The organism is Caulobacter sp. FV1ye6ST, from assembly GCF_058681225.1.
The window spans coordinates 1,256,555-1,281,646 of record NZ_CM178733.1 but is presented as its reverse complement, the minus strand read 5'-3'; the positions used below and the strand labels follow the sequence as shown (position 1 = coordinate 1,281,646).

Below are 25,092 nucleotides of genomic sequence, written 5' to 3'. Positions count from 1 at the left end.
CCACGGGCGTCCTACTTGAAGCGGTAGGTGATACGGCCCTTGGTCAGGTCGTAGGGGGTCATCTCGACCAGGACCTTGTCGCCGGCCAGCACGCGGATGCGGTTCTTGCGCATCTTGCCAGCGGTGTGGGCGATGATCTCGTGCGCGTTCTCAAGCGTCACCCGGAAGGTGGCGTTCGGCAGCAGTTCGCTGACCGTACCGGGAAACTCGAGCAGTTCTTCCTTAGCCATCAGGCCTCTCAAATGGAGCGAATCGAATAGCCACGAGGGCGCGCTGACCAGTGAGTCAGCACGAGGCCCTTCGCGGCGAGGCGCCTCTATAACGCATTCACCCCCCAAACGTCGATGGCGCCCCGAAACGTCGCTTAATTTGTTCGGCCAGGGCGTCCCGGACCAGGCGATAGGCCTCCAGCCGAGCTTCGCGCGAACCATCCGACAGAGTGGGGTCGTGGGTCGGCCAATATTCGATCTCGACCGCGCGATCGCGCGACAGCTCGACGGCGCGATGCTGGGCCTCCGGCGTCAGCGAGACGACGACGTCGAAGCTGTCGTCCTCGAGCTGGGCGAAAGTCTTGGGCTTGTGGCCGGAGACGTCCAGGCCCAGCTCATCCATCACCGCCACGACGAAGGGGTCGATCCCCTCCCCCGCCGGATCCGGCTTCAGCCCGCAGGAATCGACAAACGCCCGCGTGCCGTAGAATCGCTTGAACAGCCCCTCCGCCATCGGCGAGCGCACGCGGTTGTAGTTGCAGGTGAAGAGGACGGCGTCCGGTAAACCCGACACGCTCAACCCCGCCAGTGCAGCGCGCAGATCAGGGTGAAAAGGCGTCGGGCGGTGTCGAGGTCGGTCTTGACCTTGCCCTCCAGGCGCTCGCGCAGAAGGTTCGAGCCCTCGTTGTGCAGACCGCGCCGGCCCATGTCCAAGGCCTCGATCTGCTGCGGCGTCGAGCTGCGGATCGCCGAATAGTAGCTATCGCAGATCATGAAGTAGTCCTTGATCACCCCCCGGAAGGGTGACAGCGACAGCAGATGGCGCTTGGCGTAGCGCGTCCCTTCAGGGCCTTGGCCGGCGATGTCGAAGGCCAGACGGTTCTCGATCAGCGACAGCTTGATGTCGTACGGCCCGCCCGACGCCTCGGCGGGCTCGAAATAGTTGTCGTCCAGGAGATCGAAGATCGCGACCTGGCGCTCCTGCTCCTGGTCGCGCGAAGCGGCCGCGAGGCTGTCCTCGTCGATCTCGATCGACTTGATCTTGTGGCTGGCGGAGTCGGCGGTGCTCATCTGTCGCGGACGTTCGCGCGTCAGTCGCCGGATGGCAACGGAGAAGGCAACCGGATCGATGCCGACAAGGCGTGGGCCGGGAGACCCTCGGCCTTGGCCAGCGCCACGGTGTGCGGCCCCAATATGCCGAACGAGGCGGCGTCGCACTTCACGATCGAGGTGCGCTTGATGAAGTCGTAAATCGACAGGCCCGACTGGAAGCGCGCCGCGCGGCTAGTCGGCAGCACGTGGTTGGAGCCGGCCACGTAGTCGCCAATCGCCTCGGGCGTGACGCGGCCCAGGAAGATCGCGCCGGCGTGGCGGACGCGGTCGGAGAGCCGCTCGGGCTTGTCCATCGCGAACTCGACGTGCTCGGGGGCGATGGCGTCGACCAGGGCCGGGCTCTCGTCCAGCGGGGCGATGATCACCGCGCCGTGGTCGCGCCATGAGGCGGCGGCGTCCTCACCGGTGGCCAGCGTCTTCAGGCGTTCGATCACGGCGGCCTCGACGGCGGAGGCGAAGGCCTCGTCGTCGGTGATCAGGATCGATTGGGCGGCCGGGTCGTGTTCGGCCTGGCTCAGCAGGTCGGCGGCGATCCAGTCGGGATTGTTCTGGTTGTCCGCCACCACGACGATCTCGGAGGGACCGGCCAGGGCGTCGATGCCGACCACGCCGTACAAACGGCGCTTGGCGGCCGTGACATAGGCGTTGCCGGGGCCGACGATCTTGTCGACCGGCAGGATGGGACCCGCGCCATAGGCCAGGGCGGCGACGGCCTGGGCCCCGCCCACGCGCCAGATCTCGGTGACGCCGGCCTCTTTGGCGGCGGCCAGCACCGCGGGCTGCAGCTTACCGGGCGGGGTGACCATGGCGATGCGGTCGACGCCGGCCACCTGGGCCGGGACGGCGTTCATCAGCACGGTCGAGGGATAGGCCGCGCGGCCGCCGGGGACATAGACGCCCACGGCCTCCAGCGGCGTCCAGCGCCAGCCCAGCTCGACGCCGGCCTCGTCGGTCCAGGCCTGGTCGGCGGGGCGCTGGCGGCTGTGATAGGCGCGGATGCGGGCGGCGGCGAAGGCGATGGCCTCGCGCACGTCGGCGGGCGTGTCGGCCGCGCCCTGTTCGATCTCCTCGGCGGTGACGCGGATGGTCTCGGCTGTCAGGTCGACCTTGTCGAACTTGCGGGCGTAGTCGAGCAGCGCGTCGAGCCCCTTGGTCCGGACAGCCTCCAGCACCTCCGCGACGGAGGCGTCGACATCGGCCGGCGAGCCGCGACGCTCGTCGAGAAAGGCCTTGAAGGCGGCCGGGAAGCTGGGGTCGGTGAAGGAGAAGCGGCGCATGGGGTCTAAATGCGGCTTTTGCGCCGGGAGGCAAGGCCTTTCGGGCCCGTCTTCCCTCGCGATGAGGAGGGCCGCGATGGAGCCTAAACCGTCCTGCCGCGCATCATCAGCCCATAGACGATCGCGGCGATCGCCAGGCCCACGAACCAGGCATAGGTGTAGAGCCCCGTCCAGAACGCCCCGACGCCGCCGAACAGGTGTGGCGCGGCGGCCGCCAGGAAGCCCGGCAGGTTCGGCAGCACGCCAAGGACCAGGGCGATGATCGCCGCCGGGTTCCAGCCGCCTCGGTAGGCATAGGCCCCCTCGTGGACATAAAGGTCGTCCACCGCCAGCTTCGCCTTTCGCACGATCCAGTAGTCGACGATCAGGATGCCTGCGATCGGTCCCAGCAACGCGCCATAGCCGACCAGCCAGGTGAAGATGTAGCCCTGGGTGGTCTCAAGCAGCTTCCAGGGCATGATCAAGACGCCCATGCCGGCCGTGATCCAGCCGCCCGTCCGATAACTGATCCGACTGGGCCACAGGGCCGAGAAATCATAGGCCGGCCCGACGAGATTGGCGGCGATGTTGCAGCAGACGGTGTCGAGGCTGATGATCAGCAGGCCCACGACCACAGCGATCCCGCCGATGTCGCCGGCCAGTTGCACAGGGTCCCAGACCGCCTTGCCGAACACCAGGACGGTGGCGGAGGTCGTCACCACGCTGACCAGGGCCAGCAGGCCCATCGGCGCGGGCAGACCCACGGCCTGGCCGATGATCTGATCGCCTTGCGTGCGGGCGAACCGCGTGAAGTCGGGAATGTTCAGCGCCAGCGTCGCCCAGAAGCCGACCATGGCGGTCAGAGCCGGCGCGAACACGCTCCAGAACTGGCCGGCCTTGGCCCCGCCTTCGACGAAGGCCGAGGGCTGGTGAAAGATGGGACCCAGGCCGCCGGCCTTGCTGACCGCCCACCAGACCATCAGCCCGCAGATCGCGACCTTGATCGGCGCGGTCCAGGTCTCCAGCTTGCGCACCGCCGTCAGGCCCTTGGTGACGAACAGCAGCTGAATGGCCCAGAAGGCGAAGAAAGCCAGCAGTTGGCCAAGACCGATACCCAGCACCGGCAGCGGCGCGCCCTCCAGCTTCCGGCCGACGATGACGCCCAGCAGGGTCAGCAGCGCGCCGCCGCCAATCCAGGTCTGGATGCCGTACCAGCCGCAGGCGACGATGGCCCGCGCCACGGCCGGGACCCGCGCGCCCTTCCAGCCGAACGACGCCCGCGCCAGCACCGCGTAGGGCACGCCCCAGCGCGCGCCGGCATGGCCGATCAGCAGCATGGGGATCAGCACGACAAGGTTGCCCAGCAGCACGGTCAGCACCGCCTGCCCCGCCGACATCCCCTGCTCGATCAGGCCCGAGGCCAGCATGTAGGCGGGCACGCAGATGACCATGCCCAGCCACAGCGCCGCGAAGTGCCGCCAGCGCCAGGTGCGCTGCGCCGGGCTGGTCGGGGCCAGGTCTTCGTTCCAAAGGTCGCTGTCGGGCGTGCTCATGCGGCGAAGCTTAGGCGCGCTTGCCAGCCCTAGGCAATCAGCGGAACGGCGTTCGGCGGATCAGCCCAGCGCCGCGTAGGCCAGCGTCGCCAGCCCCGCGAAGAACACCACGCACAGCGCCACCAGGGTCGCGCGGCCCCAGTCGAAGCAGGGACCGCCATGACGCAGCACCGACGGCTCGGGCTTGGTGATGTCACATGCACGGAAGAAAACCGACTGGGTTTCCCCAGTCGAGTAGGTTGTCCTTCTGGCCATCGCGGCCTCCCTGACGAGAGCGCCTCTGACGGGCGCGTGGCGTTAACCTAACACCGCTCGCCCCACAGGCGAATTGGCCGGCCGATCACTACCGCGTGGGACAAATCCCAGGCGCACGCCCTGCCCGCCATCAGATCAGAAAAAAGGCGCCGCTCACGAAATGAGCAGGCGCCTAATTCAGCCGCTTTGATCGACGCGCTTCAGTCCGCGTGTCCCGGCGTCCTAGGCGTGCTCCAGGGATCGGAAACGTCGGCCAGGGCCACGTCCAGGCAGTCCACCGAGACCCGCAGGTCGCCGCCGCCCGCGAAGGTCAGGGTGACGATGCCGGCCGGGGCTTCCTCGGCCGGCGTGAAGCCGATGGACAGCAGCTCGACCACAGCGCCCTTGGCGTCGCGACGCAGGTTGCGCCCCTGCACGCCGGTGACGTCGCCGAACTGCAGGGCCGAACGCACGCGTTCGCCTTGCCTGCCCTCCTTCTGGCCTTTCGCCGCCTCCCAGCGGAAGCGATTGCAGGCGATCGTCAGGGTGCGGCCCTGAGCGTCCCAGCGGATGTCGCCGATCTTGGCCACGGCGTCCTGCAAGGCGGCCGACAGCACGCCGAGGTCGTCGATGTCATGGGCCAGCAGGCGCAGCGGCTTGGCGGTTTCGGCCATCTTCAGAGCTCCGGCTCGCCGTCGCCCGTGATGCGACGGACCTGGGCCCCGCAGGCGCCCAGTTTCTCTTCCAGGCGTTCGAAACCGCGATCCAGGTGATAGATGCGGCTGACCGTCGTCTCGCCGCGCGCCACCAGACCGGCGATCACCAGGCTGACCGAGGCCCGCAGGTCGGTGGCCATGACCTCGGCGCCTTCCAGCTGCTCGACGCCGCGCACGCGGGCCTCGCCGCCGGAGACCGAGATGTCGGCGCCGAGGCGCATCAGCTCGGGCGCGTGCATGAAGCGGTTCTCGAAGATGGTCTCGCGGATCCGGCTCTCGCCGTTCGCGGTGGTCATCAGGGCCATGAACTGCGCCTGCAGGTCGGTGGCGAAGCCAGGGAACGGCGCCGTCTCGATGTCGACGGCGTTCAGGCGCGCGCCATTGCGGCGGATGATGCAGCCGTCGTTGGTGTGCTCGACGCCGGCGCCCGCCTCTTCCAACTTGAGCAGCAGGTTGTCGATCAGGCCCGGACGGGCGTTGGTCAGGCGCACTTCACCGCCGGCCATGGCGGCGGCGACGGCGTAGGTGCCCATCTCGATGCGGTCGGGGATCACCGCATGGGTCGCGCCGCTGAGGCGCGCGACGCCGGTGATGGTGATGGTCGGGGTGCCGGCGCCTTCGACCTTGGCGCCCATCGCGTTCAGGCACTCTTGCAGGTCGACCAGTTCCGGCTCGCAGGCGGCGTTCTGGATCACGCTCACCCCGTCAGCCAGGACGGCCGCCAGCATGGCGTGTTCGGTCGCGCCCACCGAGACCATCGGGAAGACGATCTCCGCGCCCTTCAGGCCGCGCGGGGCCTGAGCGTAGACATAGCCTTCGTGCAGATCGATCTTGGCGCCCAGGGCCTCAAGCGCCTGCAGGTGCAGGTCGACCGGACGCGCGCCGATGGTGCAGCCGCCGGGCAGCGAGACCTTGGCCTGGCCCGAACGCGCGACAAGCGGACCCAGCACGTTGAACGAGGCGCGCATCTGGCGGACCAGATCATAGGGCGCGAAGCCGCTGGTGATCTCGGCGGCGTGCAGCAGGGTCTGCTGGCCGTCGGGGCCGTCGCTCTCGGTGACCTCGACGCCCAGGCGCGACAGCAGCTTGCCCAGGAAGCGCGTATCCGCCAGGCGCGGCATGTTCGTCAGGCGCAGCGGCTCATCCGTGAGCAGACTGGCCGCCATCAGCTTGATAGCAGAGTTCTTGGCGCCGCTGACCGGGATCGATCCGTTCAGCCGCGCGCCGCCGGTGATGGCGATGCGATCCATTCAGGTCCCTCGAACGCGCGGGGGTGGGGGTCGCCGCGCGGTTCAACATGTGAGGGGCGGGTTCTATCCGTTGCAAGGGGGCTTGCAAGGGCCGCGCCTCTAAATTGAAGCCGAAACATCGTAGGGACGCTCGTCGTCCGGCCAGCGCAGGTCGTGGGTCGTGCTGGCGAGGTCCAGAGCCACCTGAGCCAGCTCGATCGCCTTGCGCGTCGCCGCCAGTCCGTCGCGCCCCAAGGCGGCCTTGCCGACCTCGGTATCGAACTGTCCGCCGTCGCCGGTCAGCCGCACCGCGACCGCCCAGCCCTGACCGTTGGGATTCGGAAACGGCGCGGACATCTCGATCGTCAGCGCGACTCGCTCGCCATCGCGATGAGTTATCCCCAGCAGTTTTCGAACGACGTTATAGGGCCTCGGCGCGGCCTCGGCCGTCGCGATCGCGGGATCGGAATCGTCAGAACGCCCACGGGCGGCGGCTTTGCGCTTGCGCAGGTTGGTCCGGAGCGCTTCGGCCAGCTTGGCCTCGCGGGTGGTTTTGTCGTCGCTGATCGCCATGCGTCGGGGGTGCGGCGACAAAGATCGGCGGTCAAGACGATTTTGGGCTTGGCGTTCGCGATTCACCTCGCTATACGCCCCTCCTCTTCGCCGCGGTAGCTCAGTGGTAGAGCGCATCCTTGGTAAGGCTGAGGTCCAGGGTTCGAGTCCCTGTCGTGGCACCATGGTTCCCCAACCTTTTCAATAGGTTGGGGAACCACCATTCCCCTCCCATTGACGTCCTCGTTGACATTCAGGCATCTCAGATGCCCTCGTTGACACCCAATCCGCACAAAATCCGCACAAACCGTTGTCGGGCTACCGCCTCGCCGGGATAGAATTGAAGTCACGGAAAGCTCAAAGGCAGCAGGTTGTTGACTTGCGACAACCAAAGCCGCGCAATTCGAGCGCGTTTTTCGCCCTATGCGGGTCACTTGGTCTTCAGAATAGCTAAAGCCAGCGCGCTACTTCATTCAGCGCCGCATCGGGCAAGCTAAAACGGCGGCAAAATTTTGAGAAAATCAGGCGCTGGCGCGCGTGATCGGCAGTAGCGCCGTCGGGATGGGCATGATACCCATCCGCGTATGTCTTTCGTACAGGCTTCAGATGCCGCACGCCTTTCCGGCCTAACGCCGCACCAGCTTCGCGAGTGGTGCGGTCGTCGCGAGGTCGTGTCGGCCGATGTTCCGGCCGCAGGGCGTGGGCACTTGGCCTTGTTTTCTTGGCAGACCATCCTCGCTTTGCGCGTGCTCAACGAAATCCATGGGCGCTATGGCGTCGAGGTCGTCGCATGGCGCGCCGCCATCGGTGAACTACAAGCCCTACTCAAGGGGCGCTCATTCCCTTCGCTGTGGGGGGCGGTGGCGGTGTTTCCCAACGCCCAACAGGCTATTCTGAAGATGGATGGCGATGCCCCCGCCAAGGGCTCCTTCGTTGCGGTCAGCCTCAACACCCACCTCGAAGTTCTCGCCAGCCCGCAGGACTTCCGCGTCGAGACCCAGTTGCCGCTGTTCCCGGCCGTGGCGGTTCGTCGATGAGCGCCTCCGATCTGGCTGTCGCTTGGAGTCAGCGCTTCGGCCTGGCACTGGCGCCCCTATTTGAAGGCCACGACGAATCCGTCCTTCCCGGCGATCATAACGTTCTGCTCGATGGCGGTTTCGGCACCTTCGCGCTCTCCACCTCGACCGAGGACCTTTGGCGCCAAGAAGGTCCCGCCGGTTGGGCTTGGTCCAGCGACATCCCGCACCACGTCACCGTCACCGAAAGCAAGGTGGCCGTGCTGCGCTGGGACGCGCCCCACGAGCCGCGCGTTTACGAGCGGCCCGGCGTGGAGCGCAGTCTCGACCGCTTTTACGCATATCTGAATGAGGATCGGCTGCGCTCAAACCGTGGCGTGGTCGATCATCTGATCAACTATTTCCGGCGTATCCGCTCACTCAGCCACGCCGCCAATCTGCCCGACGAGCGGACAACTGACGTTTATCTTGCTGCACTTGGCCAGTTGATCGCTCCCGAGGACTATGCCAGCGATCCAAGCAAGCTTGGGCTAACCGGCGATGCAAGCGAACTTTGCAGGCGCCTCCCGGCAAACGGCCTAGAGGCCGCCGCCGCCGAGGTTGCCTCGGCCCGGGGAGGGCTCTCCTTCCTTCGTCTGCATCCCGCCTTGGCTATTCGCCATGCCGGGGGGCAGCTCTTCCAGGAGGCCCATTTCGAGCTACTGCGTGTCTCGCCGAACTACGACCTCTTCGGCCTGCTCGACGCGCCCGAAACCAAGGTCGACAATCGCGGCGGTACACATTTCACGCCGCCTGCATTGGCCCGCAGCATCGTCGAGCAAGTCTTGGCAGCCATTCCCAATCTGGCAACGCGACAGACTCTGACTCTTTGTGATCCGGCTTGCGGCTCGGGCGCCTTCTTGCACGAGGCGCTACGCGCCTTGCGGCGCGCCGGGTTCAATGGCCGCCTGACCCTGGTTGGTGTGGATGTCTCGATGGCGGCTATCGCCATGGCCCGCTTTGTTCTTAGCCTTTCGGTCCGGGACTGGTCGCCGGCTGGCGGCGTGGACCTGCAACTCCTGCACGGCGACTCCCTGGGTGAGATTGGCATACCGGCTTGCGACGTCGTGGTCATGAACCCACCCTTTATCGCTTTCGGTGCTCAGACGCCCCAGCAACGTCAGCAGTTGAAGGATGCCACGGACGCCAACGCCGCGCGCGGCGACTACAGCATGGCCTTCGTCGCCCGGGCTTTGGACGCGCTCAACCCAGGCGGCGTGCTGGGGTCACTGTTCCCCGCCAGCCTTTTGTCGCTCAAGGCCGCGACTAGCTGGCGCGAGCGTCTGGCGTCTGAAGGGGAAGTGCGCCTACTGGCCTCGATCGGTGACTTTGGCCTCTTCTCCCATGCCCTGGTTCAAGTGGCCTGCGCCGTGGTGCGGAAGGGTCGACCCGCTCAGCCGACAATTTTGACCGCAGTACTGACCGAGAACGACGCAGCCGCAACGGGCGAGGCCTTCCGCCAGATTCGAAAACTAGGGGGCGTCGCACCGCTGTCACCCGTGCTGGAGACGCAATGGAGCCTCTTCCCGATCCAATCGACCTCGCTGACTGATCGGCCGACCTGGCGCCTCCCCACTCCGAGCACCGAACGCTTACTGGGAGAGCTCTCCGAGCTATCACTGTCAACCGTGCAGGATCTTTTCGAAGTCTCGCAGGGCATCCAGACTGGCCTGAACAACGTCCTTCTTCTGACCGAGGATGAGCTACGCACCTTGCCTGTCAAAGAGCGGAAGGTCTTCCGGCTGGCGACGATGACGGATTCCATCCAGAACGGCCACATTACCAAGCCCTACCACGTATTCTTCCCCCACACCGAGGCTGGGCCTTTGTTTGCCGACGAGGACGCCGTCAGAGCGTCGGTCCCGCACTATTTCAAGACATGGTTGGAGCCGGCGCGGAATGCGCTAACGACGCGCGCGACCATCGTTCAGTCCCGGCGTAGCGACTGGTGGGGTCTGATGCGTTCGCGTTCGTGGGCCTACAACACTGGTCCTCGGATCATCAGCAAGTTCTTCTCGGCAGAAGGTGGCTTCGTAGCTGACTTAGAGGCCCAGTACGTCGCGGTAATGGGCCACGTCTGGACGCCCAAGGCTCCTCTGGTCGACGGAGGCGAGGAGGCTCTACCACTTGTGGATATAGTGGCTGCCTACGCAGCTCTGTTTAATTCGCTGCCATTCGCCAAACTGCTTGAAATCTTTGCGCCGCACGTCGCCGGCGGACAGTTCGATCTCAGCGCGCGGCATGTTAACCCCATTCCGCTACCCGACCTCCGGGCACTTAGCACCGATCCGCGTGCCGGGCGCCTGGTCGCCGACCTCGCCCGACAGGGACTGAAGGTCGACGTTAATGAGCGGGAATGGCGGACTCGGACGGCGCTTATCGTGGCGGAACTCTATGGCGCGCCGACCCTCTCAACTGTATAGCCCGCCGGCCGAGGAAATCAGCCTTGGCAAGCCCGCGCTCGATCAGCGCTGGTTGCACGTCGGCGACTTGATAGCCCGCGCGTTGGCCCTCCCCGCAGATCGTCGTCAGCTGCGTGTCGAGTTTGACTATCAGCAGGAAGGAGCATGGGCCGGCCTTCAAGGAGCAGGCTGCGAACGGGTTGTGCGCAATCGGGGCGGCCACAGCTATGTCGCGCCCCTATGCAGCATCTCCGGCGATCTCCTGGCGTGGCTAGGCTGGCAGGAGGTCTGGGAGATTCCGACCGGCCAACGGAACTTCCGCTTCAAGAACACCGGACTCAGCGTTTATCTCGGAAAGCGCAATGAAGCAGTTAAACCCCAACTTTTGAGATTGGAATGGCCGGGCTACGCAGCCTGGTCAGGCGGCCAGGCGTCATTCCAGAGTCCTGGGGCCGGACACCCCCATTGGCAGGTCGATCTCATCCAGAGCATGGCTGCCGCGCCACAGGCGTTGCGCTTCGAGCCGGCTGCCGAGGAAGTGCTCGAGGATTTCGATGCGGCAGTGCGCGCGCCAACCATCGACGAACTAGTGAGGCGCTTCTCGGTCGAGCGGATGCATCTTGCTAGCGCAGCGCCGTGGTGGCTGCCTGAATTCCACGGCGACATCGGCCGTCACATGAACGCCCCGCCCGATCTGCAAGCGCTTGATCGCTGGCTCAACCAGAGCATTCTATATTTGCGACAAGAGCTAGAGCGCTGCGTGATCCACCCCTAGCCCAGCGGCAGCGCACGGTAGGGCACATTCTCAAGATCAGCACCCAGGAAAATAGATCGTCCGTCACCATCGCTCCGGCAAGGTGTGCGGCGGTTTAGGTTAGCGCCTTGGCGATCAACCTGTCGCCAAAAGGCTACTCGTCCCGTCCGGCAATCCGCCCTCCACATTCCACCTTCGAAGGCCCGTAGCTATGTCCGGTTTCCACTCGATAGCCGAATGCCCGGTTTCCGGCGGCGGCCGAATTTACGTTCCCGACCCCATTGCTGACACTTGCCCGGAGGTTCAGCTTAGCGCGGCGTGATCCTGCGTTTCGCTGATCGGAGAAAACGCGCGTGACGCAGGATGCCAAACTTCACTACGACGCCGCTCAGGCGTTGCCTGAGCGCGATGAATTTGGCTTCCAGGCGCTCGCCGACCAACTACGGCAAAATATCGTGTCCCTGCTCGAAGGCGAGCGTGCCGCCGGCGGGTTCACCCTCGGCCTTGAAGGGCGCTGGGGCAGCGGCAAATCGACAATCCTGAATTACCTGCGCCTCTCGCTAAAGGCGGTGCTTAACCCCAAGACCCAATTCCTGCTCGATTTCGACCCCTGGTGGCTGGAGGAAGATGCCAACATCGTCTCGGCGCTGTTGAGCGCAGTCTTGGACGCCATGCCGAAGGGCGAGGCCGGGAAGGCCGCGTCAGCCATCGGCAAACTCGCGGGCGCGGCCGGCAAGCTTCCCGAAGGCCTCGATGTCCTGCTCAGCCTCTCCAAGAAGACCGAAGGGGTGGGGGAGTTGGTGAAGGCGGCCCGCGAAGCCGGAGGCGACCTCGGCAAGCTGCTCAACGCGTCGAAGCCCGCGCGGAAGCTGCGCGACGAGGTGGGCGAGGCCTTCAAGACCAAGGGCTTTAGCTTCATTGTCCTGATCGACGACCTGGACCGGCTGGCCCCCGAGCAGGCGATCCGCGTCATGAGCGCCATCAAGTCCATCGCTGACCTGCCGGGGTTCGTCTATGTGCTGGCCTACGACCCGGCCGCGCTGGGCAACATCCTCAAGAGCTTCAAGCCGCCCTTGGGCGCCGACTACTTCGAGAAGATCGTCAACGTTTCGGTGCCGGTGCCACCCGTCACCGCGTCCCAGGTGGAAAGCTTCGTTTCGGGTTTGCTGAACCCTGAGTTCCGCAACGCCCTCCAGGCGTCCCCCGTTCATAAGAGCGCACTGATAAGTCTACTGGACGCTCCACGCGACGCCATCCGCTTGGCCAACTCGGTGAACTTCTGGGCCGCGAGCAAGACGAACGAGCTGTACCTTCCTGACTTCATCTTGCTGGAGGCGATCCGGCAGGTGCGCTCCGCCGCGTACACCGGCATCCTCCAGACCAGCGATATCTGGTTGAACACTGAGAGCAGCGACTTCCTAGGCCGAATTTTGGGTGACACGGATGCCGCTAGAGAGGCAACCAGGAAGCAGATCGCGGGCCACGTGGCGGCGACCTTCCAACTCGGGGACGGCCCACGCGACAAGGCCGTGCGCGGCGCTCTGAGCCTCTTGTTCCCGAAAGCCGCTGAGTACCTTGGCCGCGCCGCTGGCTTCGATGAGTTCGTCGAGCGTCGCCCCCACATCCCCCGCTCGATCTCGGACAGGGGGCACTTCTTCACATACTTCCTGCACCGCCCTCTGCCGGGCTCGCCCAGCCGCGACGAGGTTAACTCGCTGATCTCGCCCGACACGACTTCAGATCACCGCCGGGGTCTGGTCTCACAAATCTCCAGGCGGCCGGCGGGAGACGTCAGTCCGCTGCACCACCTGATCGCGCTGCTGGATGCTGAGCGGGACGACAGCGGCATCTCAGACGCGGTCCTCTTCGACCTGATGAACGGATTGGTCAGCCCGACTACTTACCGCGCCCCTACCCCGGCAGGGGGTGAGATCGGGTCCGATCTGTCTGCCGTAAGGGGGTTCGTGGCGCGCTCGATGAAGACGCTGAAGGCGATGACCGACGATCAGGTCGCCGTCCTTACGGCCGACAGCCTGGACATGGACATTCGCGGTGCAATGCAGTTGCTGCTCACCGTGGGAACCGAGCACTACCTGTTGGACGGCCCACGAGAGGAACGCCTAGTGGTTGCGAGCGATGATGTGTTGAAACGCATCACAGGCGAATTTGTGGGCCGCGTGCTGGCAGGGATCGCTGACGATACATTGTTCGCGGCCTCGAAGGCCCCGACCCTCATGTTCATGGCGCGGCGTTACAACATCGCCGGCTTCGACGAGGTGATCAGGCACGTATTCTCCGACCACCGCCGCACGGTTGCGCTGGTCGAGAGCTACCAGGGCTACGCGGGCGTTTGGAAGTCCCTCTGCGAGTTGTCGAACCTTGAAGAGGATGCGCTCACGGAACTCGTCGGTGCTGCCTTCAAAGAAGCAGGAAGACCTGTGCCGCGCTTTCCCAACTGGTAGGCAACGTCAACCTTCTCGCTACGTTGAGCCGCTGTCTTCAAGCCTGTTAGCTTGTCCCGGTCCAGCAGTGTCTGACGGCCGGAAGGTGGCCTTTGCAGCGACGCCATCCCGAAAAAGACGGCCCGGTCGAACGCGGTTCGCTTGAGCTGCTTCGCACGCCATAAGGCCGGAGCCTTTGTCGGCTTTCACGGCAAACCTCAGCGTGTCAAACGGCGTTCAAAACTGACCCCCGATCGGCGTCCAATATTGACCCCTTTAGCCTCTGTTCCCGGACCGGCGGCGAGGCGCGTAGCGGTCAGCTAGCGCAGCGCGTCGCCGCCTAGTGAGCCACTGATCGTTCAGCCGCCCGGAGGGGGTCTGGGGGAGGTTGAACAAGTTGTGGATGACGCTGGGCGCGCCGGTCAGGCGCGGTTCCTGAGCCGCCAGCTGTCGTTGCCGGTCTCGACGATATCGCAGTGATGGGTCAGGCGGTCGAGCAGCGCCGTGGTCATCTTGGCGTCGCCGAAGACGGTGGGCCACTCCCCGAAGGTTAGGTTGGTGGTGATGATCACCGAGGTGCGCTCGTAGAGCTTGCTGACCAGGTGGAACAGGCGCTGGCCGCCGGACTGGGCGAACGGCAGATAGCCCAGCTCGTCTAGCACCACGACGTCCAGACGTGAGAGCTGGGCGGCCAGGGCGCCGGTCTTGCCGCGCCGGGCCTCGTCCTCGAGGCGGTTCACCAGATCGACGGTGTTGAAGTAGCGACCGCGCGCGCCGGCCCGCACAACGTTGGCGGTGATGGCGATGGCCAGGTGGGTCTTGCCGGTGCCCGTGCCGCCGACCAGGACGATGTTGCGGTGATCGGCCAGGAACGAGCCGGCATGCAGGGCGCGGACCAGGCCCTCGTTGATCGGCGAGCCGTCGAAGGTGAAGCGCGCCAGATCCTTCATCGCCGGCAGCTTGGCGGCTGTGATCCGGTAGCGGATGGAGGCGGCCTGGCGGTGCGCGGTCTCGGCCTTGAGCAGGTCGGCCAGCATCTCCAAGGCGGTGCGATTGCGCTGCAGGCCCGTGGTCACCGCGTCGTCGAACGCGGCGGCCATGCCCTTCAGGCCCAGTTGGCCCAGGGCCTCGATCATCTCATGCCGCTGCACGGGGACCTCGCAGCAGGTCGTAGCGGGCGCAGTCGGCGATCGGCGGGTGGCGCAAGGCCAGGGCCTGGGAGGTGGTGATCGCCTCGGGCCTGGGCGGCTCGCGCCGGCGGGCCAGGATGTTGAGGATCACCTCGTCGCTGGCGGCGCCGGCGTCGAGAGCTTCGCGGACCGCGTCGTCCACGGCATCCAGGCCGTCATCGAGGATGCTGGCCAGCACCCGAACGAAGCGCCGATCGGCCTCGTCACCCGAGCCCAGCCGCTTGCGCAGCCGGGTCAGGGCGGGCGGAAGAGACCAGTCCTGGAACGGCGCGCCGTTGCGCAGCGCCCCGGGCTTGCGGGCCAGGACCGGCAGGTAGTGCCAGGGATCGTAGACGGTGTGGTCGCGGCCAAAGCCGCGGGGATGATCGGCCACCACCTCGCCGTCGCACAGGACCATGACCCGGTCGGCATAGGCGCGGATCTGCACCGCGCGCCGCGCCGCCCTGGCCTCCACCGAGTAGCGGTTGCGGTCGAAGTTGATCAGGCAGGTGGCCTGGGCGACGGCCTCGACCTGGTGGAAGCCGTCGAAGGGACCTACGAACGGCGCCAGGAACGGCCGCTCGGCCTCGAACACCTCCTGGACCGTGCGGTCGCGATACTCGGGGTGACGATCGTTGCGGGCCCGGCGCTCGCACTCGGCTTCCAGCCAGCCGTTCAGCTCCTCCAGGGTCCTGAACCGAGGGCGCGGCTTGAAGATGTTGTCGCGGGCGTAGCCGACCTGGTTCTCCACCTGGCCCTTCTCCCAGCCCGAGGCCGGGGTGCAGGCCACCGGCTCGATCAGGTAGTGGGAGCACATCTGCTCGAAGCGCCGGTTGAAGCGCCGGGTCTTGCCGGCGAACACCGCCTCCACGGCGGTCTTCATGTTGTCGTAGATGCCTCGCCGGGTGACGCCGCCGAACAGCGCAAAGGCCCGGGCATGGGCGTCGAACACCATCTCCTGGGTCTCGCGTGGATAGGCCCGGATGTAGAAGCGGCGGCTGTGGCTGAGCCGCAGGTGGGCCACCTTCACCGTCAGCGGCGTGCCACCGATCTCCACCTGATCGTGGCTCCAGTCGAACTGATAGGCGTCGCCCGGCGCGAAGCTCAGGGGCACGAAAGCCTCGACCGGCGAGCTGACGCCCCGGCGCTGATCGGCCCAGCGCCCCGCGTAGCGCCGCACGGCGTCGTAGCCGCCGTCATAACCCTCGCGGCTCAGCAGGTCGGCGATCCGCGTCAGGGTCAGTCGGTCCTTGCGGGCCCCGGACGCATTGGCCTCCAGCATGCCCTCCAAGCGGTCGATGAAGGTCCCCAACTTGGGATGCGGCTGCTCGCGCCGCTCGTACTCCAGCGAGGTCTCTCCCGACCTCAGAACCTTGCGCACCGTGTTGCGCGCCAGGCCCATCTCCCGCGCGATCGTCTTCACGCCCTTGCCCCGCGCGAAGTGCTCGCGCCGGATCTTCGCCACCGTCTCCAATACCAACATCCCCGTCTCGATCCGCGACTACACAAGCCGCCGATCTGGCCATCAAAGCCTCAAGGACAGGGGGTCATTTTTGGACGCCGATATCCCCGAGAAGGGGGTCACTTTTGCAAGCCGAAACACACCTCAGCGTTCCGAAAGTACCCGTTTTCTTGCATCCGCCCCTATGTTCAGGCTACATAACGATGCAAGCGCCCTTACATGGACCAAAGTGTGCCTGTATTGACGTCAATCAAAATACATTGCCGCGTAGCGCGGCAATGGACAACTATATTACCTCTAGTGTATATTTTTGATGGACATGTGCTGAAATGTATTTCATGGATAGGTACTAGCAGCACCGCGCCGCGAGGCCCGCGTGATTAGGGAAGATGAAAATTACTTGCGCACAAAATCCGCACAAAATGGGATGAGCGCATCCGAGAATTCGAAATTACCTTGTAAAACCAATGGTTTATGCGGAAAAAATGACATGACCTCCCCCTTGGTAAGGCTGAGGTCCAGGGTTCGAGTCCCTGTCGTGGCACCATGGGGATCCAAGCATAGCTTGGATCCCCACCATTCCCTGAAAATCCAAACCGTTCGAAGTCGACGCGCGAAGCGCATGACGGCTGAACGAAGCTCGTTGCTCGACACGCCCTAGCGACGCAGCGCGCCGCGCAGCGCCAGGGCGGTCAGGCGCTGGCGGAGACCTCGGGGCCGGTCCAGGCCAAGGCGCTTCAAGGCCGCTCCATCGTCGCCCTTGGCCCCCAGGCCTTCGAGAACCAGGCCGAGCAGGGCCTTCGGTTCGGCCTGCGCCGCCTTTAGCCGGCCCAGCGCGGGAAGCAGGCTCTCCTCCAGCGGATCGAAGTCCGAGCCGAACGGCAGCAGCGGCGCCAGGCCGCTCGCACGGGCCGGCGCCAGCGCCTCGGCGATGCGCTCGGGCGTGTTGTCGCGGACCTCGGCTGGCAGGACGTAACCGCGCTCCAGCTTGCCGGCGGCCTTGGCCTGCTCCAGCAGCGCCGGCTGGAAGCGGCTGTCAGCCACGTTCAGTAGGGCGACGATCACGTCGCGGTCGGTGCGGCCGCGCAGGTCGGCGACGCCGTATTCGGTGATGACGATATCGCGCAGGTGGCGCGGGATAGTGCCGTGGCCGTAGGACCACAGGACGTTCGAGCGAGCCGCCTTCCCCGCCCCGCGTGCGGCGTCCAGGGTGATGATCGAGCGCGCGTCCTCCAGCGCGAAGGCTTGAGCCACGAAGTTGTACTGCCCGCCGACCCCGCTGACGACGCGACCGTCCTCCAAGCCGTCGGAGACCACGGCGCCCAGCAGGGTGACCATCATCGCGGTGTTGATGAAGCGAGCGTCGACGCGGGCGAGGCGCTTGGCGGCCTCGTCGCCATAGAGTTCGTTGATCCCGGAGATCGCCTGCATCTGGAACTTAGCGCGGTCCGCCGCCGGCATCTCGCGCAGGGCCTCGTAGAAGGCGCGCGGACCCAGGAAGAAGCCGCCGTGTAGCACCGCCCCGTCGACCTCGCGCTTCAGCACGCCGGCCTTCCAGAGGTCGAGCAGGCAGTCGACGAACATCTCGGTCGCCGCATAGAGGCCCGTCTCGAAGGGCTGGCTATGTTGCGGTGGCGCGGCGGCGGGCGAAAGGCGCTTGAGGGTGTCGCGAAAGCCGCCGGGGTCGCGATGGCGGACGATCAGCCCTTGCACCACCGCGTCGCTGATCGAGCCGATGCCCATCTGGATCGTGCCGCCGTCGGGGATCAGGCCGGCGGCGTGGAAGCCGATCGCGTAGTGGGCGTCGGTGATCGGCTCCTTGGGCGGGGCGAACAGCGGGAACTGCACGGCCGCCCCGTCCAGAAGGTGGCTGAACGCCGAGGCCGGAAGGTCGCCGTCGCCCGGCATGAACGGCAGCGCGTCATTGACCTGGCCGACCAGCAGGAAGTCGGCCTTGCCCGACTGGCGCGCGGCCAGCAGGTCCAGGGTGATGTCGGTGTTACACGACAGGCTGAGGCGGTCGCCGTCCCTGGCCACCAGCTGGGCCACGACATTGACGCCGCGATCCAGCAGGTAGCGCGCCGCGTGGGTGTAGTTGGCCGAGATATAGCTGCGCTGGGCGCTCTCGACGGAGAGGCGCGTGCCGGCCTGGAAGAAGAACTCGTCCACCTGGATGTTATCCGGCAGAGCGTCGCGGCGCTGCACCTCGGCATAGGCCAGGGCCGGATAGCCGCCCAGGGTCCGCGCGATCACCGGCCCGAGGAAAGCGGCCTCGATGTCCGACTTGGGACGCGGGGGCTCCAGGGTCAGGGCGGTGAAGATGCGCAGGTGCAGCGACCGATCGGCCATGGCCCGCGCGAACAGGGCGTTGGCCACGTGGTTGGCCTTGCCCAGGCCCAGCGGCAGGCCCAGCACGATGCGGGGCCCCACCTTGGCGATGATGGCGTCGGCCAGGACTTCCGGGTCGGTGAAGCGGTCCGTCATGCCTTCAGCTTGGACCAGCCTTCCGCCGGCCGGAAGCGTTCGCCGTACTTACGGGCGAGATCCTCCAGCCTGGCCTTCACCTCGGCGACGCCGCGCTGTCGCGCGTAGCGCAACGGCCCGCCTCGGAACGGCGCGAAGCCGGCCCCGAAGATCATCGCCGCGTCGATGACGTCCGGATCCTCCGAGACGCCTTCGCCCAGCAAGGCCGCGCAGGTGTTGACCAGGGGCAGGATCAAGCGGTCGGCCATGTCCGGATCAGGCTCGGCGGCGTTGGGCGTCTTGACCGGATGGCCGCCCGTCCAGACATAGAGCCCCTCGCCCGTCTTCTTGCCCAGCTGCTTGTTCTCGACCTTATCGCGCAACCATCGCGGAGCGTCGGGCATGCCCCACCTGAGCTCGCGCTTCAGCATGTCGGCCACCGCCAGGCAGATATCGAGACCGACCTGGTCGGCCAGCTCGATCGGTCCCATCGGCATGCCGAAGCTTTCCGCGGCCTTGTCGATTGTCTCCTTAGCCACGCCTTCATCCAGCATGGCCATGGCCTCGACCAGGTACGGCGTCAGGGCGCGGTTGACGATGAAGCCCGGCGCGCTCCTGGCGGGGGCCGGCAGGCGATCGATCGATCCGGCGAAGGCCCGCGCGGCCTTCTCGACCTCGGCGTCGAGACCGTCATGGCGCACCACCTCGATCAGCTGCATCCGCGAGACCGGGTTGAAGAAGTGCAGGCCGACCAGTCGCTCGGGGTGTCGCAGGCCCTCGCGCAGGGTCTCCAGCGGAATCGACGAGGTGTTGGTGGCCAGGATCGCGCCGGGCTTCATCAGCGGCTCGATCTTGGCGTACAGGCTCTTCTTGAGGTCGACCTTCTCCGGCGCGGCCTCGATGACCAGGTCGGCCGAGCGCGCGCCCTCGCCCTTCAGATCGGGGATCAGGCGGTCCAGCGCGTCGCGGACCTTGAGGGGATCATCATGCCCGATCTTGCCGTACAGCTCGGCCGCGCGCTTGATCGCCCCGCCGATCGGCTCGGGCTTCACGTCGGTGAGGGTGACGGTGAGGCCGCTCCAGGCGCACCAGGCGGCGATGTCGCCGCCCATGGCCCCCGCCCCAATCACGTGGACGCGGGAGATCTGTCCGCCCTCCCCCGCCAAGCCTTTCAGCTTTTCGCGAAGGAAGAAGACGCGGATCAGGTTCTGGGCCGTCTCCGACACCATCAGCCGGGCGAACGAGCCGATCTCGGCGGCCTTCATGGCCTCGAAGTCGCCGCCGTGGCGCTCCCAGAGGTCGATCAGGGCGCCGGGGGCCGGATAGTGCTCGGGTCGCGCCTGCTTCCGGGCTTCCTCGCGCATGCGACCGGCGGCCAGGCGACGGGCCGGGGCGCTGTCCTTGAGCCGGTCGATCAGGCTCTGGCCGTCGCCGCGCAGATCGCCGCGAATGGCCGCGTTGACCGCCGCGCGGACATGGCGCTCGGGAACGACGGCGTCGACCAGGCCCAGGGCCTTGGCCTTCTTGGCCGCGAGCGTCTTGCCGGTCAGCATGAAACTCATGGCCTGGAGCGGATCGATCAGCCGGGTGAACCGCGCCGTGCCGCCCAGGCCTGGATGCAGGCCCAGCTGGATCTCGGGGAAGCCGAACTTGGCGCCGTCGACGGCGATGCGGACCTTGCAGGCCAACGCCACCTCCAGCCCCCCGCCCAAGGCGTAGCCGTGGACCACCGCGATGGTCTGATAGGGCTGGCCATCAAGGCGATCCACGATGGCGTGGGCGCGAGCCATGCGCTGCTCGACCTCGCCCACGTCATTGGCGCCGCGGAACTGGCCGACGTCGGCGCCCGCGATGAAGCCCGACGGCTTGGCCGAACGGATCACCAGGGCGACGGGGCGGTCGGCCTGCATCAGGTCCAGGATCCGGTCCAGCTCGCCCAGCACCGCATCGTCCAGGGTGTTGGCGCTGGTCTCGGCCTTGTCGAGCACGGCCCAGGCGACACCGTCCGAGTCGCGGGCCAGCCGCCAGTGCGTCAGGCCATAGTCGTTCATCGCCGGCGGCCCCAGGTCGAGGTCGCGGGGCTTCAAGAGGGTCAGGGCGCGGTCTTGCATGGCCATCTCCTCAGAGCCTGCCCGTTTCTGATGAGATCATCAGAAGCGGAGAAGTAGGCTCTGGTTCAAACATTTGAGCGTGGCAGACGCCGAAACCGCTCACACTTTCGGCTGCCACGCTCAGACCCGCTCGATCAGCATGGCGCCGCCCTGACCGCCGCCGATGCACTCGGTGGCGATGCCGCGCTTCAGGTCCAGGCGCTCCAGGGTGTTGATCAGGTGCAGCACGATGCGGTTGCCGCTGGCCCCGACGGGGTGGCCCAGGCTGACCGCACCGCCGTCGACGTTCAGGCGGTCGCGGTCGATCGCCCCCGCCGCGCCGGACAGGCCCAGCACCTCCCGGCAGAAGCCCTCGTCCTCCCAGGCGGCCAGACAGGCCAGCACCTGGGCGGCGAAGGCCTCGTTCAGCTCCCAGAGCTCGATGTCCTGCAACTGGAGCCCCGCGCGCTGAAGGAGCGGCGTCGAAGCCAGCACCGGCCCCAGTCCCATGATCGACGGATCCAGCGCCGCCCATTCGCTGTCGAGGATCGCGGCGCGCGGCTTCAGGCCGTGCTTCCGCACCGCCTCCTCGGACGCCAGGATCACCCAGGACGCGCCGTCGGTGATCTGCGAACTGTTGCCGGGCGTCACCTTGCCGAACGGCCGCTCGAAGGCGGGCTTCAGGGTCGCGAGCTTCTCGACGCTGCTGTCGGGCCTCACGCCGTCGTCGTGGTCATAAACGGCGCCGTCGCGGGCGAAGGCGGGCTCGACCTCGCCCGACAGCCAGCCGGCGCCCTGGGCCTTGGCCAAGCGATGGTGGCTCTCGACGGCATAGGCGTCGGCGGCCTCGCGGCTGATGTCGAAATAGTGCGCCAAGACCTCTGCGGTCTGGCCCATGCCGAGGTCGGTGATCGGGTCGGTAAGGCCGCGCTCCAGCCCGACAACGGGCTGCAACATGTCGGGTCGGAAGCCGGCTACGGCCTTGACCTTGTCGATCGGGGCCTTGGCGCCTTGCAGGCTCGACAGCCACTCGACGGCGGATTGTTTCAGGACGAGCGGCGCGTGGCTGAGCGCCTCGGCGCCGCCGGCCAGGATCAGGTCGGACGAGCCCTCGCGGATGTAGCGATAGGCGGTGTCGATCGACTGCATGCCCGACCCGCAGTTGATGGCCACGGTGAAAGCGGTCATTTCGGGTCCGCATCCCAGGCGCAGGGCGGCCACGCGCGCGGGGTTCTGCTCGGCGGCGATGACGTTGACGCAGCCCAGGATCACTTGGTCGAAGGCGTCCGGCGCGAAGGGCTGGCGCAGAAGCAGAGGCCGTCCGCACTGGACGGCGAGGTCGACGGGCGTGAACGGCCCCGGCGCGCCCCGGGCCTTCAGGAACGGCGTCCGCGCTCCATCAATGATATAGACAGGTCGGCCGGAAACGACGGGGCTTGGGCTTTGGGCGTTCATCAAGGTCCCTAACTGTACGGCCTTAAAACGCCGGACAACCAAGGTCGCTCCGCGACTACTCCGCCTTTCGCGGTTCGACTTCCGCGCCGAACGCGACCACGACCGCGTCGTCTTTGGCCGGCCATTCCTGGGCGATGACTTGGGGCGCTTGCCTCACCACGTAGATCTTACCGCCATGAGCGAGCGTTCCATTAGGTTCGGCCAAACGGAAGACGTCGCCGGTCTCAAGTTGTGAGATAACAGCATCCTTCCAGTGATTCTCGCCGATGAGCACTTGCACCCACCGAGTCTTGCTCGCCGCTATCATGAACTGTTTGTAATGTTACTGCTCGCCCAGCCGAGTCAGACACATTTCTGACAAGCATTATCGTCCGATGCCAGGGGACTCCCCGGATATTGCGCGATCCTGTCCAATCTTTAATGCAGAGGCGCCGCCCCAACCCTAGCGCGAGAAGCGCAGAGTGGTCGTCGATCGGAACGGGGTCCCCGGCCGCAGCACCGTCGACGGGAAGGCCGCCTGGTTGGGACTGTCGGGCAGGTGCTGGGTCTCGAAAGCCAGGCCCGCATAGCGGAGATAGGCCACGCCTTCCGACCCCGTCTCGCTGGCGTCGAAACCGTTGCCGCTGTTGAGCTGCACCGATGGCTCCGTGCTCAGCACCGTCATGCGCCGACCGCTGGCGGGATCCTCGATCCAGCCGACGGGGGTCGGCGCGGCGGTCACGGCGTCGCGTACGACGAGGCTGTGGTCGAAGCCGTTCGACGAGGCCAGCAACGGATCGTCCAGTCTTAGGACGTCGCCCAGCCGCTTGGGCGTTCGGAAGTCCAGCACCGTGCCCGCCACCGAGGGCAGCTTGCCGGTAGGCGCCTTGCGGGCGTCGACCTCGGCGTAGCGGTCGGCGTCGATCTGGACACGATGGTCCGCCACGGTCCCCGCCCCGGCTCCGGCCAGGTTGAAAAAGGCGTGGTTGGTGAGGTTCACCACCGTCGGCGCGCTGGTCCGGGCCACATAGTCGATGCGCAATTCATTGGACTTGCGCATCAGGCGGTAGGTCACCGTCAGCCGCAGCGCGCCGGGAAAGCCTTGGTCGCCGGCCGGGCTCAGCAGGACGTAGCGGACACCGACGGACTGTCGATCAGAGATCGGCGCGCTGGACCAGGCCCGTTTGTCGTAGCCATGCGAGCCGCCGTGCAGGGTCATGTTGTTGCGCCCCGCCTCCAGGGCATGGGTCTCGCCGTCCAGCGTGAAGCGCGCGTTGGTGATGCGACCGGCATAGCGACCGATCACCGCGCCGTAGCGGCGCTGATTGGTCTCATACGCGCCGATGTCAGGACGGCTCAGCACGACATTGGCGAACTTGCCCTGGCGGTCGGGCGTTTCGATCGCGGTCAAGGTGGCGCCAAAGTCGATCGCCGCGACGCTCATGCCCAGGTCGTTACGCAGCACCGTCTTGAAGATGGCGACCCCGTCCCGCGTCTTGCCGAACGGCATGCGACGGGCCTCGGCGGCGCGGGTCGCGCCGGCGATCACGAGCATCGCGATCAGCGCCGTCGCCGCGCCCGTGCGGCCTATACGCTTGGCGAGATCAGGCATCGACCCAAAGCACCGGCTGACGAAGTGGATAATTGCGGATGATCTCGGCCTGCGTCGGATCGGGATCAAGCCGTTTCCAGAGCTCGACATAGTCCTGACGCTTCAAGGCGAGGCCGCCGAACAGCAGGCTGGGCTGGCGGACGGGCCACCCGTCCCAGGCCTCGACATCCGGTGGCTTTGGCCAAGTCGTCTTGTCGGCGATGAAAGGGGCCATGTAGGCCAGCGCATCGGCGATCGAGCCGCCGGCCTCCCCCTTGAAGGTCCAGAAATCATCGCCGGGCGTGGACATCACGTGGGCGCAGGCGGCCAGGACATCCAGGTTGAACAGGCAGTAGCCGTAAGGCTTGGTCCGCGCCAGCTCCAGCGGCTGTGCGCCGTCGGCGGCGATCTGGCCGGTGACCAGGGCCTTGATCCGGCGGCGCGCGACGTCCAGTTCTGCCTCGCGGCCCGTCAGTTGCGCGAACACGGCCGCCTGCAGCGCCCAGCAAGTGGCGTGATTGTTCTTCTGGTCGCGCTCATCGACGCCGTTGGCCGAACTAGCCATCCAAGTGAGGTAGGCGTCGAACCAGGCGACGGTCGGAGCATAGACGCCCACCTTTGTCCGCGCCGGCTTGAGCACCGAGACCGCGCGGGCAACCTCGACCAAGTGCAGGGTGTCGATGACGCCGATGCCCCGCCCCGTGTTAACGCCGATGATCGCCTGGGCGTGCTCCAGGTTCGGGTTCATCCGGGTTTCGGACGCCACGAACCAGGCCCGCAGATGCTTCTCCGCATGCTCGGCGTAGCGGGTGTCCCCCGTCACCTTGTAGGCCGCCGCCAGGGCCGGCAGCTGGACGCCCAGCCGAATCACCGCGTCGCGGTGGGCGGTGAACTTGTCGGGATTGGAGTAGCCGTCCTTGCGGATGTACGGCCCCTTGGGATTGGCCGGATTGGGCCACCAGTAGTCAGCCTCGGAATAGTAGTCCTGCCGACCGCCTGGGCTGCGTGGCGCGGCGAAGGCGGTGATCGTCACTGGCGCTTCGCGGAGATAGCGGTCGGCGGCCTTGAGGATCCGGGCGCGGTCGATGACCGCGATGTCGAGCGAGGCCGCCGTCGCGGTTCCAGACGTCGTCAGCGCCAGAGCCGTCCCGAGGAGGAAGTCGCGTCGGTTCATGGATAGGCTCCGAACGAGGGCGTGCGCGACGGATAAAGGGTCCCGCGTCCCACGGCGTCTCGGCCGGGGATCGTCTGTTGGTCAGGAGATTCGCGCTTGGGAGGGCGAAGGGGAATCCTGGCGACCGACGGACCGCGACGCGCGCGGCGGGACAGAGGTCGATCCGGCAGGGGTTTTGGTGAAGGACCCGCCGGA

The 25,092-nt window shown here is 66.5% G+C and carries 21 protein-coding genes and 1 tRNA gene; 5 read left to right on the top strand and 17 right to left on the bottom strand.

Annotated features, from left to right (window positions below):
* Window positions 1–11: 11 nt before the first annotated feature.
* The 9 genes from infA to ACW175_RS06200 form a co-directional block, all read right to left on the bottom strand.
* Window positions 12–230, bottom strand: coding sequence for a translation initiation factor IF-1 (gene infA / locus ACW175_RS06240; protein ID WP_035044427.1), 219 nt, complete (start codon window positions 228–230; stop codon window positions 12–14).
* Window positions 231–327: 97 nt separating this feature from the next.
* The gene (locus ACW175_RS06235) at window positions 328–783 is read right to left on the bottom strand and encodes an arsenate reductase ArsC (protein ID WP_492103744.1); all 456 of its coding nucleotides are present in this window, start codon (window positions 781–783) and stop codon (window positions 328–330) included.
* 2 nt (window positions 784–785) lie between these two features.
* Window positions 786–1,280 carry a UPF0262 family protein gene (locus ACW175_RS06230; RefSeq protein WP_492103743.1) on the bottom strand — a complete coding sequence of 165 codons (495 nt, stop codon included), beginning with the start codon at window positions 1,278–1,280 and terminating at the stop codon, window positions 786–788.
* 20 nt (window positions 1,281–1,300) lie between these two features.
* The gene (gene hisD / locus ACW175_RS06225) at window positions 1,301–2,599 is read right to left on the bottom strand and encodes a histidinol dehydrogenase (protein WP_492103742.1); all 1,299 of its coding nucleotides are present in this window, start codon (window positions 2,597–2,599) and stop codon (window positions 1,301–1,303) included.
* Window positions 2,600–2,682: 83 nt separating this feature from the next.
* Window positions 2,683–4,131: an NCS1 family nucleobase:cation symporter-1 gene (locus ACW175_RS06220; protein WP_492103741.1), complete on the bottom strand. Its 1,449-nt coding sequence runs from the start codon at window positions 4,129–4,131 to the stop codon at window positions 2,683–2,685.
* 60 nt (window positions 4,132–4,191) lie between these two features.
* Window positions 4,192–4,386 carry a hypothetical protein gene (locus ACW175_RS06215; RefSeq protein WP_492103740.1) on the bottom strand — a complete coding sequence of 65 codons (195 nt, stop codon included), beginning with the start codon at window positions 4,384–4,386 and terminating at the stop codon, window positions 4,192–4,194.
* Between the two features lie 200 nt (window positions 4,387–4,586).
* Window positions 4,587–5,039, bottom strand: a complete 453-nt coding sequence (locus tag ACW175_RS06210) for a DUF2948 family protein (RefSeq protein WP_492103739.1) — start codon at window positions 5,037–5,039, stop codon at window positions 4,587–4,589.
* 2 nt (window positions 5,040–5,041) lie between these two features.
* Window positions 5,042–6,331, bottom strand: a complete 1,290-nt coding sequence (gene murA / locus ACW175_RS06205; RefSeq protein WP_492103738.1) for a UDP-N-acetylglucosamine 1-carboxyvinyltransferase — start codon at window positions 6,329–6,331, stop codon at window positions 5,042–5,044.
* A 99-nt stretch (window positions 6,332–6,430) separates the two neighbouring features.
* The gene (locus tag ACW175_RS06200) at window positions 6,431–6,883 is read right to left on the bottom strand and encodes a hypothetical protein (RefSeq protein ID WP_492103737.1); all 453 of its coding nucleotides are present in this window, start codon (window positions 6,881–6,883) and stop codon (window positions 6,431–6,433) included.
* An 89-nt stretch (window positions 6,884–6,972) separates the two neighbouring features.
* On the opposite strand from ACW175_RS06200, the gene ACW175_RS06195 reads away from it, so the two are divergent.
* The 5 genes from ACW175_RS06195 to ACW175_RS06175 all read left to right on the top strand — a co-directional run bounded on the left by ACW175_RS06195 (window position 6,973) and on the right by ACW175_RS06175 (window position 13,535).
* Window positions 6,973–7,047, top strand: a tRNA-Thr gene (locus tag ACW175_RS06195).
* Between the two features lie 522 nt (window positions 7,048–7,569).
* Complete coding sequence (locus ACW175_RS06190) at window positions 7,570–7,899, top strand: hypothetical protein (protein WP_492103736.1); 330 nt, start codon at window positions 7,570–7,572, stop codon at window positions 7,897–7,899.
* On the top strand, window positions 7,896–10,340 hold the full coding sequence (locus ACW175_RS06185) for an HsdM family class I SAM-dependent methyltransferase (RefSeq protein ID WP_492103735.1): 2,445 nt from the start codon (window positions 7,896–7,898) through the stop codon (window positions 10,338–10,340). Before ACW175_RS06190 ends, ACW175_RS06185 begins: the two co-directional genes overlap by 4 nt.
* Window positions 10,312–11,094 carry a hypothetical protein gene (locus ACW175_RS06180; protein ID WP_492103734.1) on the top strand — a complete coding sequence of 261 codons (783 nt, stop codon included), beginning with the start codon at window positions 10,312–10,314 and terminating at the stop codon, window positions 11,092–11,094. The genes ACW175_RS06185 and ACW175_RS06180 overlap by 29 nt, the downstream gene beginning before the upstream one ends.
* 332 nt (window positions 11,095–11,426) lie before the next feature.
* Window positions 11,427–13,535 (top strand): KAP family P-loop NTPase fold protein, encoded by a 2,109-nt coding sequence (locus ACW175_RS06175; protein WP_492103733.1) that lies wholly within the window; start codon window positions 11,427–11,429, stop codon window positions 13,533–13,535.
* 401 nt (window positions 13,536–13,936) lie between these two features.
* On the opposite strand, the gene istB is transcribed toward ACW175_RS06175, so the two are convergent.
* The 8 genes from istB to ACW175_RS06135 form a co-directional block, all read right to left on the bottom strand.
* The gene (istB, locus tag ACW175_RS06170) at window positions 13,937–14,665 is read right to left on the bottom strand and encodes an IS21-like element helper ATPase IstB (RefSeq protein ID WP_492100654.1); all 729 of its coding nucleotides are present in this window, start codon (window positions 14,663–14,665) and stop codon (window positions 13,937–13,939) included.
* A complete protein-coding gene (gene istA, locus ACW175_RS06165) occupies window positions 14,652–16,166 on the bottom strand; it encodes an IS21 family transposase (RefSeq protein WP_492100655.1) in 1,515 nt (504 codons plus the stop codon). Before istA ends, istB begins: the two co-directional genes overlap by 14 nt.
* 636 nt (window positions 16,167–16,802) lie before the next feature.
* Window positions 16,803–18,629 (bottom strand): acetyl-CoA hydrolase/transferase C-terminal domain-containing protein, encoded by a 1,827-nt coding sequence (locus ACW175_RS06160; protein ID WP_492103732.1) that lies wholly within the window; start codon window positions 18,627–18,629, stop codon window positions 16,803–16,805.
* Window positions 18,626–20,719 (bottom strand): 3-hydroxyacyl-CoA dehydrogenase NAD-binding domain-containing protein, encoded by a 2,094-nt coding sequence (locus ACW175_RS06155; protein ID WP_492103731.1) that lies wholly within the window; start codon window positions 20,717–20,719, stop codon window positions 18,626–18,628. The genes ACW175_RS06160 and ACW175_RS06155 overlap by 4 nt, the downstream gene beginning before the upstream one ends.
* A 120-nt stretch (window positions 20,720–20,839) precedes the next feature.
* Window positions 20,840–22,153 (bottom strand): acetyl-CoA C-acetyltransferase, encoded by a 1,314-nt coding sequence (locus ACW175_RS06150; protein WP_492103730.1) that lies wholly within the window; start codon window positions 22,151–22,153, stop codon window positions 20,840–20,842.
* A gap of 55 nt (window positions 22,154–22,208) precedes the next feature.
* The gene (locus ACW175_RS06145; RefSeq protein WP_492103729.1) at window positions 22,209–22,433 is read right to left on the bottom strand and encodes a hypothetical protein; all 225 of its coding nucleotides are present in this window, start codon (window positions 22,431–22,433) and stop codon (window positions 22,209–22,211) included.
* A gap of 162 nt (window positions 22,434–22,595) precedes the next feature.
* A complete protein-coding gene (locus ACW175_RS06140; protein ID WP_492103728.1) occupies window positions 22,596–23,744 on the bottom strand; it encodes an aldose epimerase family protein in 1,149 nt (382 codons plus the stop codon).
* A complete protein-coding gene (locus ACW175_RS06135) occupies window positions 23,737–24,897 on the bottom strand; it encodes an alginate lyase family protein (RefSeq protein ID WP_492103727.1) in 1,161 nt (386 codons plus the stop codon). The genes ACW175_RS06140 and ACW175_RS06135 overlap by 8 nt, the downstream gene beginning before the upstream one ends.
* Between the last annotated feature and the right edge of the window lie 195 nt (window positions 24,898–25,092).

Excerpts from the sequence above, each read along its gene's own strand:
- ACW175_RS06220 (WP_492103741.1), bottom strand. The coding sequence starts at position 4,131 with ATGAGCACGCCCGACAGCGACCTTTGGAACGAAGACCTGGCCCCGACC.
- ACW175_RS06160 (WP_492103732.1), bottom strand. The coding sequence starts at position 18,629 with ATGACGGACCGCTTCACCGACCCGGAAGTCCTGGCCGACGCCATCATC.
- ACW175_RS06215 (WP_492103740.1), bottom strand. The coding sequence starts at position 4,386 with ATGGCCAGAAGGACAACCTACTCGACTGGGGAAACCCAGTCGGTTTTC.
- ACW175_RS06180 (WP_492103734.1), top strand. The coding sequence starts at position 10,312 with ATGGCGCGCCGACCCTCTCAACTGTATAGCCCGCCGGCCGAGGAAATC.
- ACW175_RS06140 (WP_492103728.1), bottom strand. The coding sequence starts at position 23,744 with ATGCCTGATCTCGCCAAGCGTATAGGCCGCACGGGCGCGGCGACGGCG.
- hisD (WP_492103742.1), bottom strand. The coding sequence starts at position 2,599 with ATGCGCCGCTTCTCCTTCACCGACCCCAGCTTCCCGGCCGCCTTCAAG.
- infA (WP_035044427.1), bottom strand. The coding sequence starts at position 230 with ATGGCTAAGGAAGAACTGCTCGAGTTTCCCGGTACGGTCAGCGAACTG.
- ACW175_RS06185 (WP_492103735.1), top strand. The coding sequence starts at position 7,896 with ATGAGCGCCTCCGATCTGGCTGTCGCTTGGAGTCAGCGCTTCGGCCTG.
- ACW175_RS06210 (WP_492103739.1), bottom strand. The coding sequence starts at position 5,039 with ATGGCCGAAACCGCCAAGCCGCTGCGCCTGCTGGCCCATGACATCGAC.
- ACW175_RS06155 (WP_492103731.1), bottom strand. The coding sequence starts at position 20,719 with ATGCAAGACCGCGCCCTGACCCTCTTGAAGCCCCGCGACCTCGACCTG.
- ACW175_RS06150 (WP_492103730.1), bottom strand. The coding sequence starts at position 22,153 with ATGAACGCCCAAAGCCCAAGCCCCGTCGTTTCCGGCCGACCTGTCTAT.
- ACW175_RS06200 (WP_492103737.1), bottom strand. The coding sequence starts at position 6,883 with ATGGCGATCAGCGACGACAAAACCACCCGCGAGGCCAAGCTGGCCGAA.
- murA (WP_492103738.1), bottom strand. The coding sequence starts at position 6,331 with ATGGATCGCATCGCCATCACCGGCGGCGCGCGGCTGAACGGATCGATC.
- ACW175_RS06135 (WP_492103727.1), bottom strand. The coding sequence starts at position 24,897 with ATGAACCGACGCGACTTCCTCCTCGGGACGGCTCTGGCGCTGACGACG.
- istA (WP_492100655.1), bottom strand. The coding sequence starts at position 16,166 with ATGTTGGTATTGGAGACGGTGGCGAAGATCCGGCGCGAGCACTTCGCG.
- ACW175_RS06230 (WP_492103743.1), bottom strand. The coding sequence starts at position 1,280 with ATGAGCACCGCCGACTCCGCCAGCCACAAGATCAAGTCGATCGAGATC.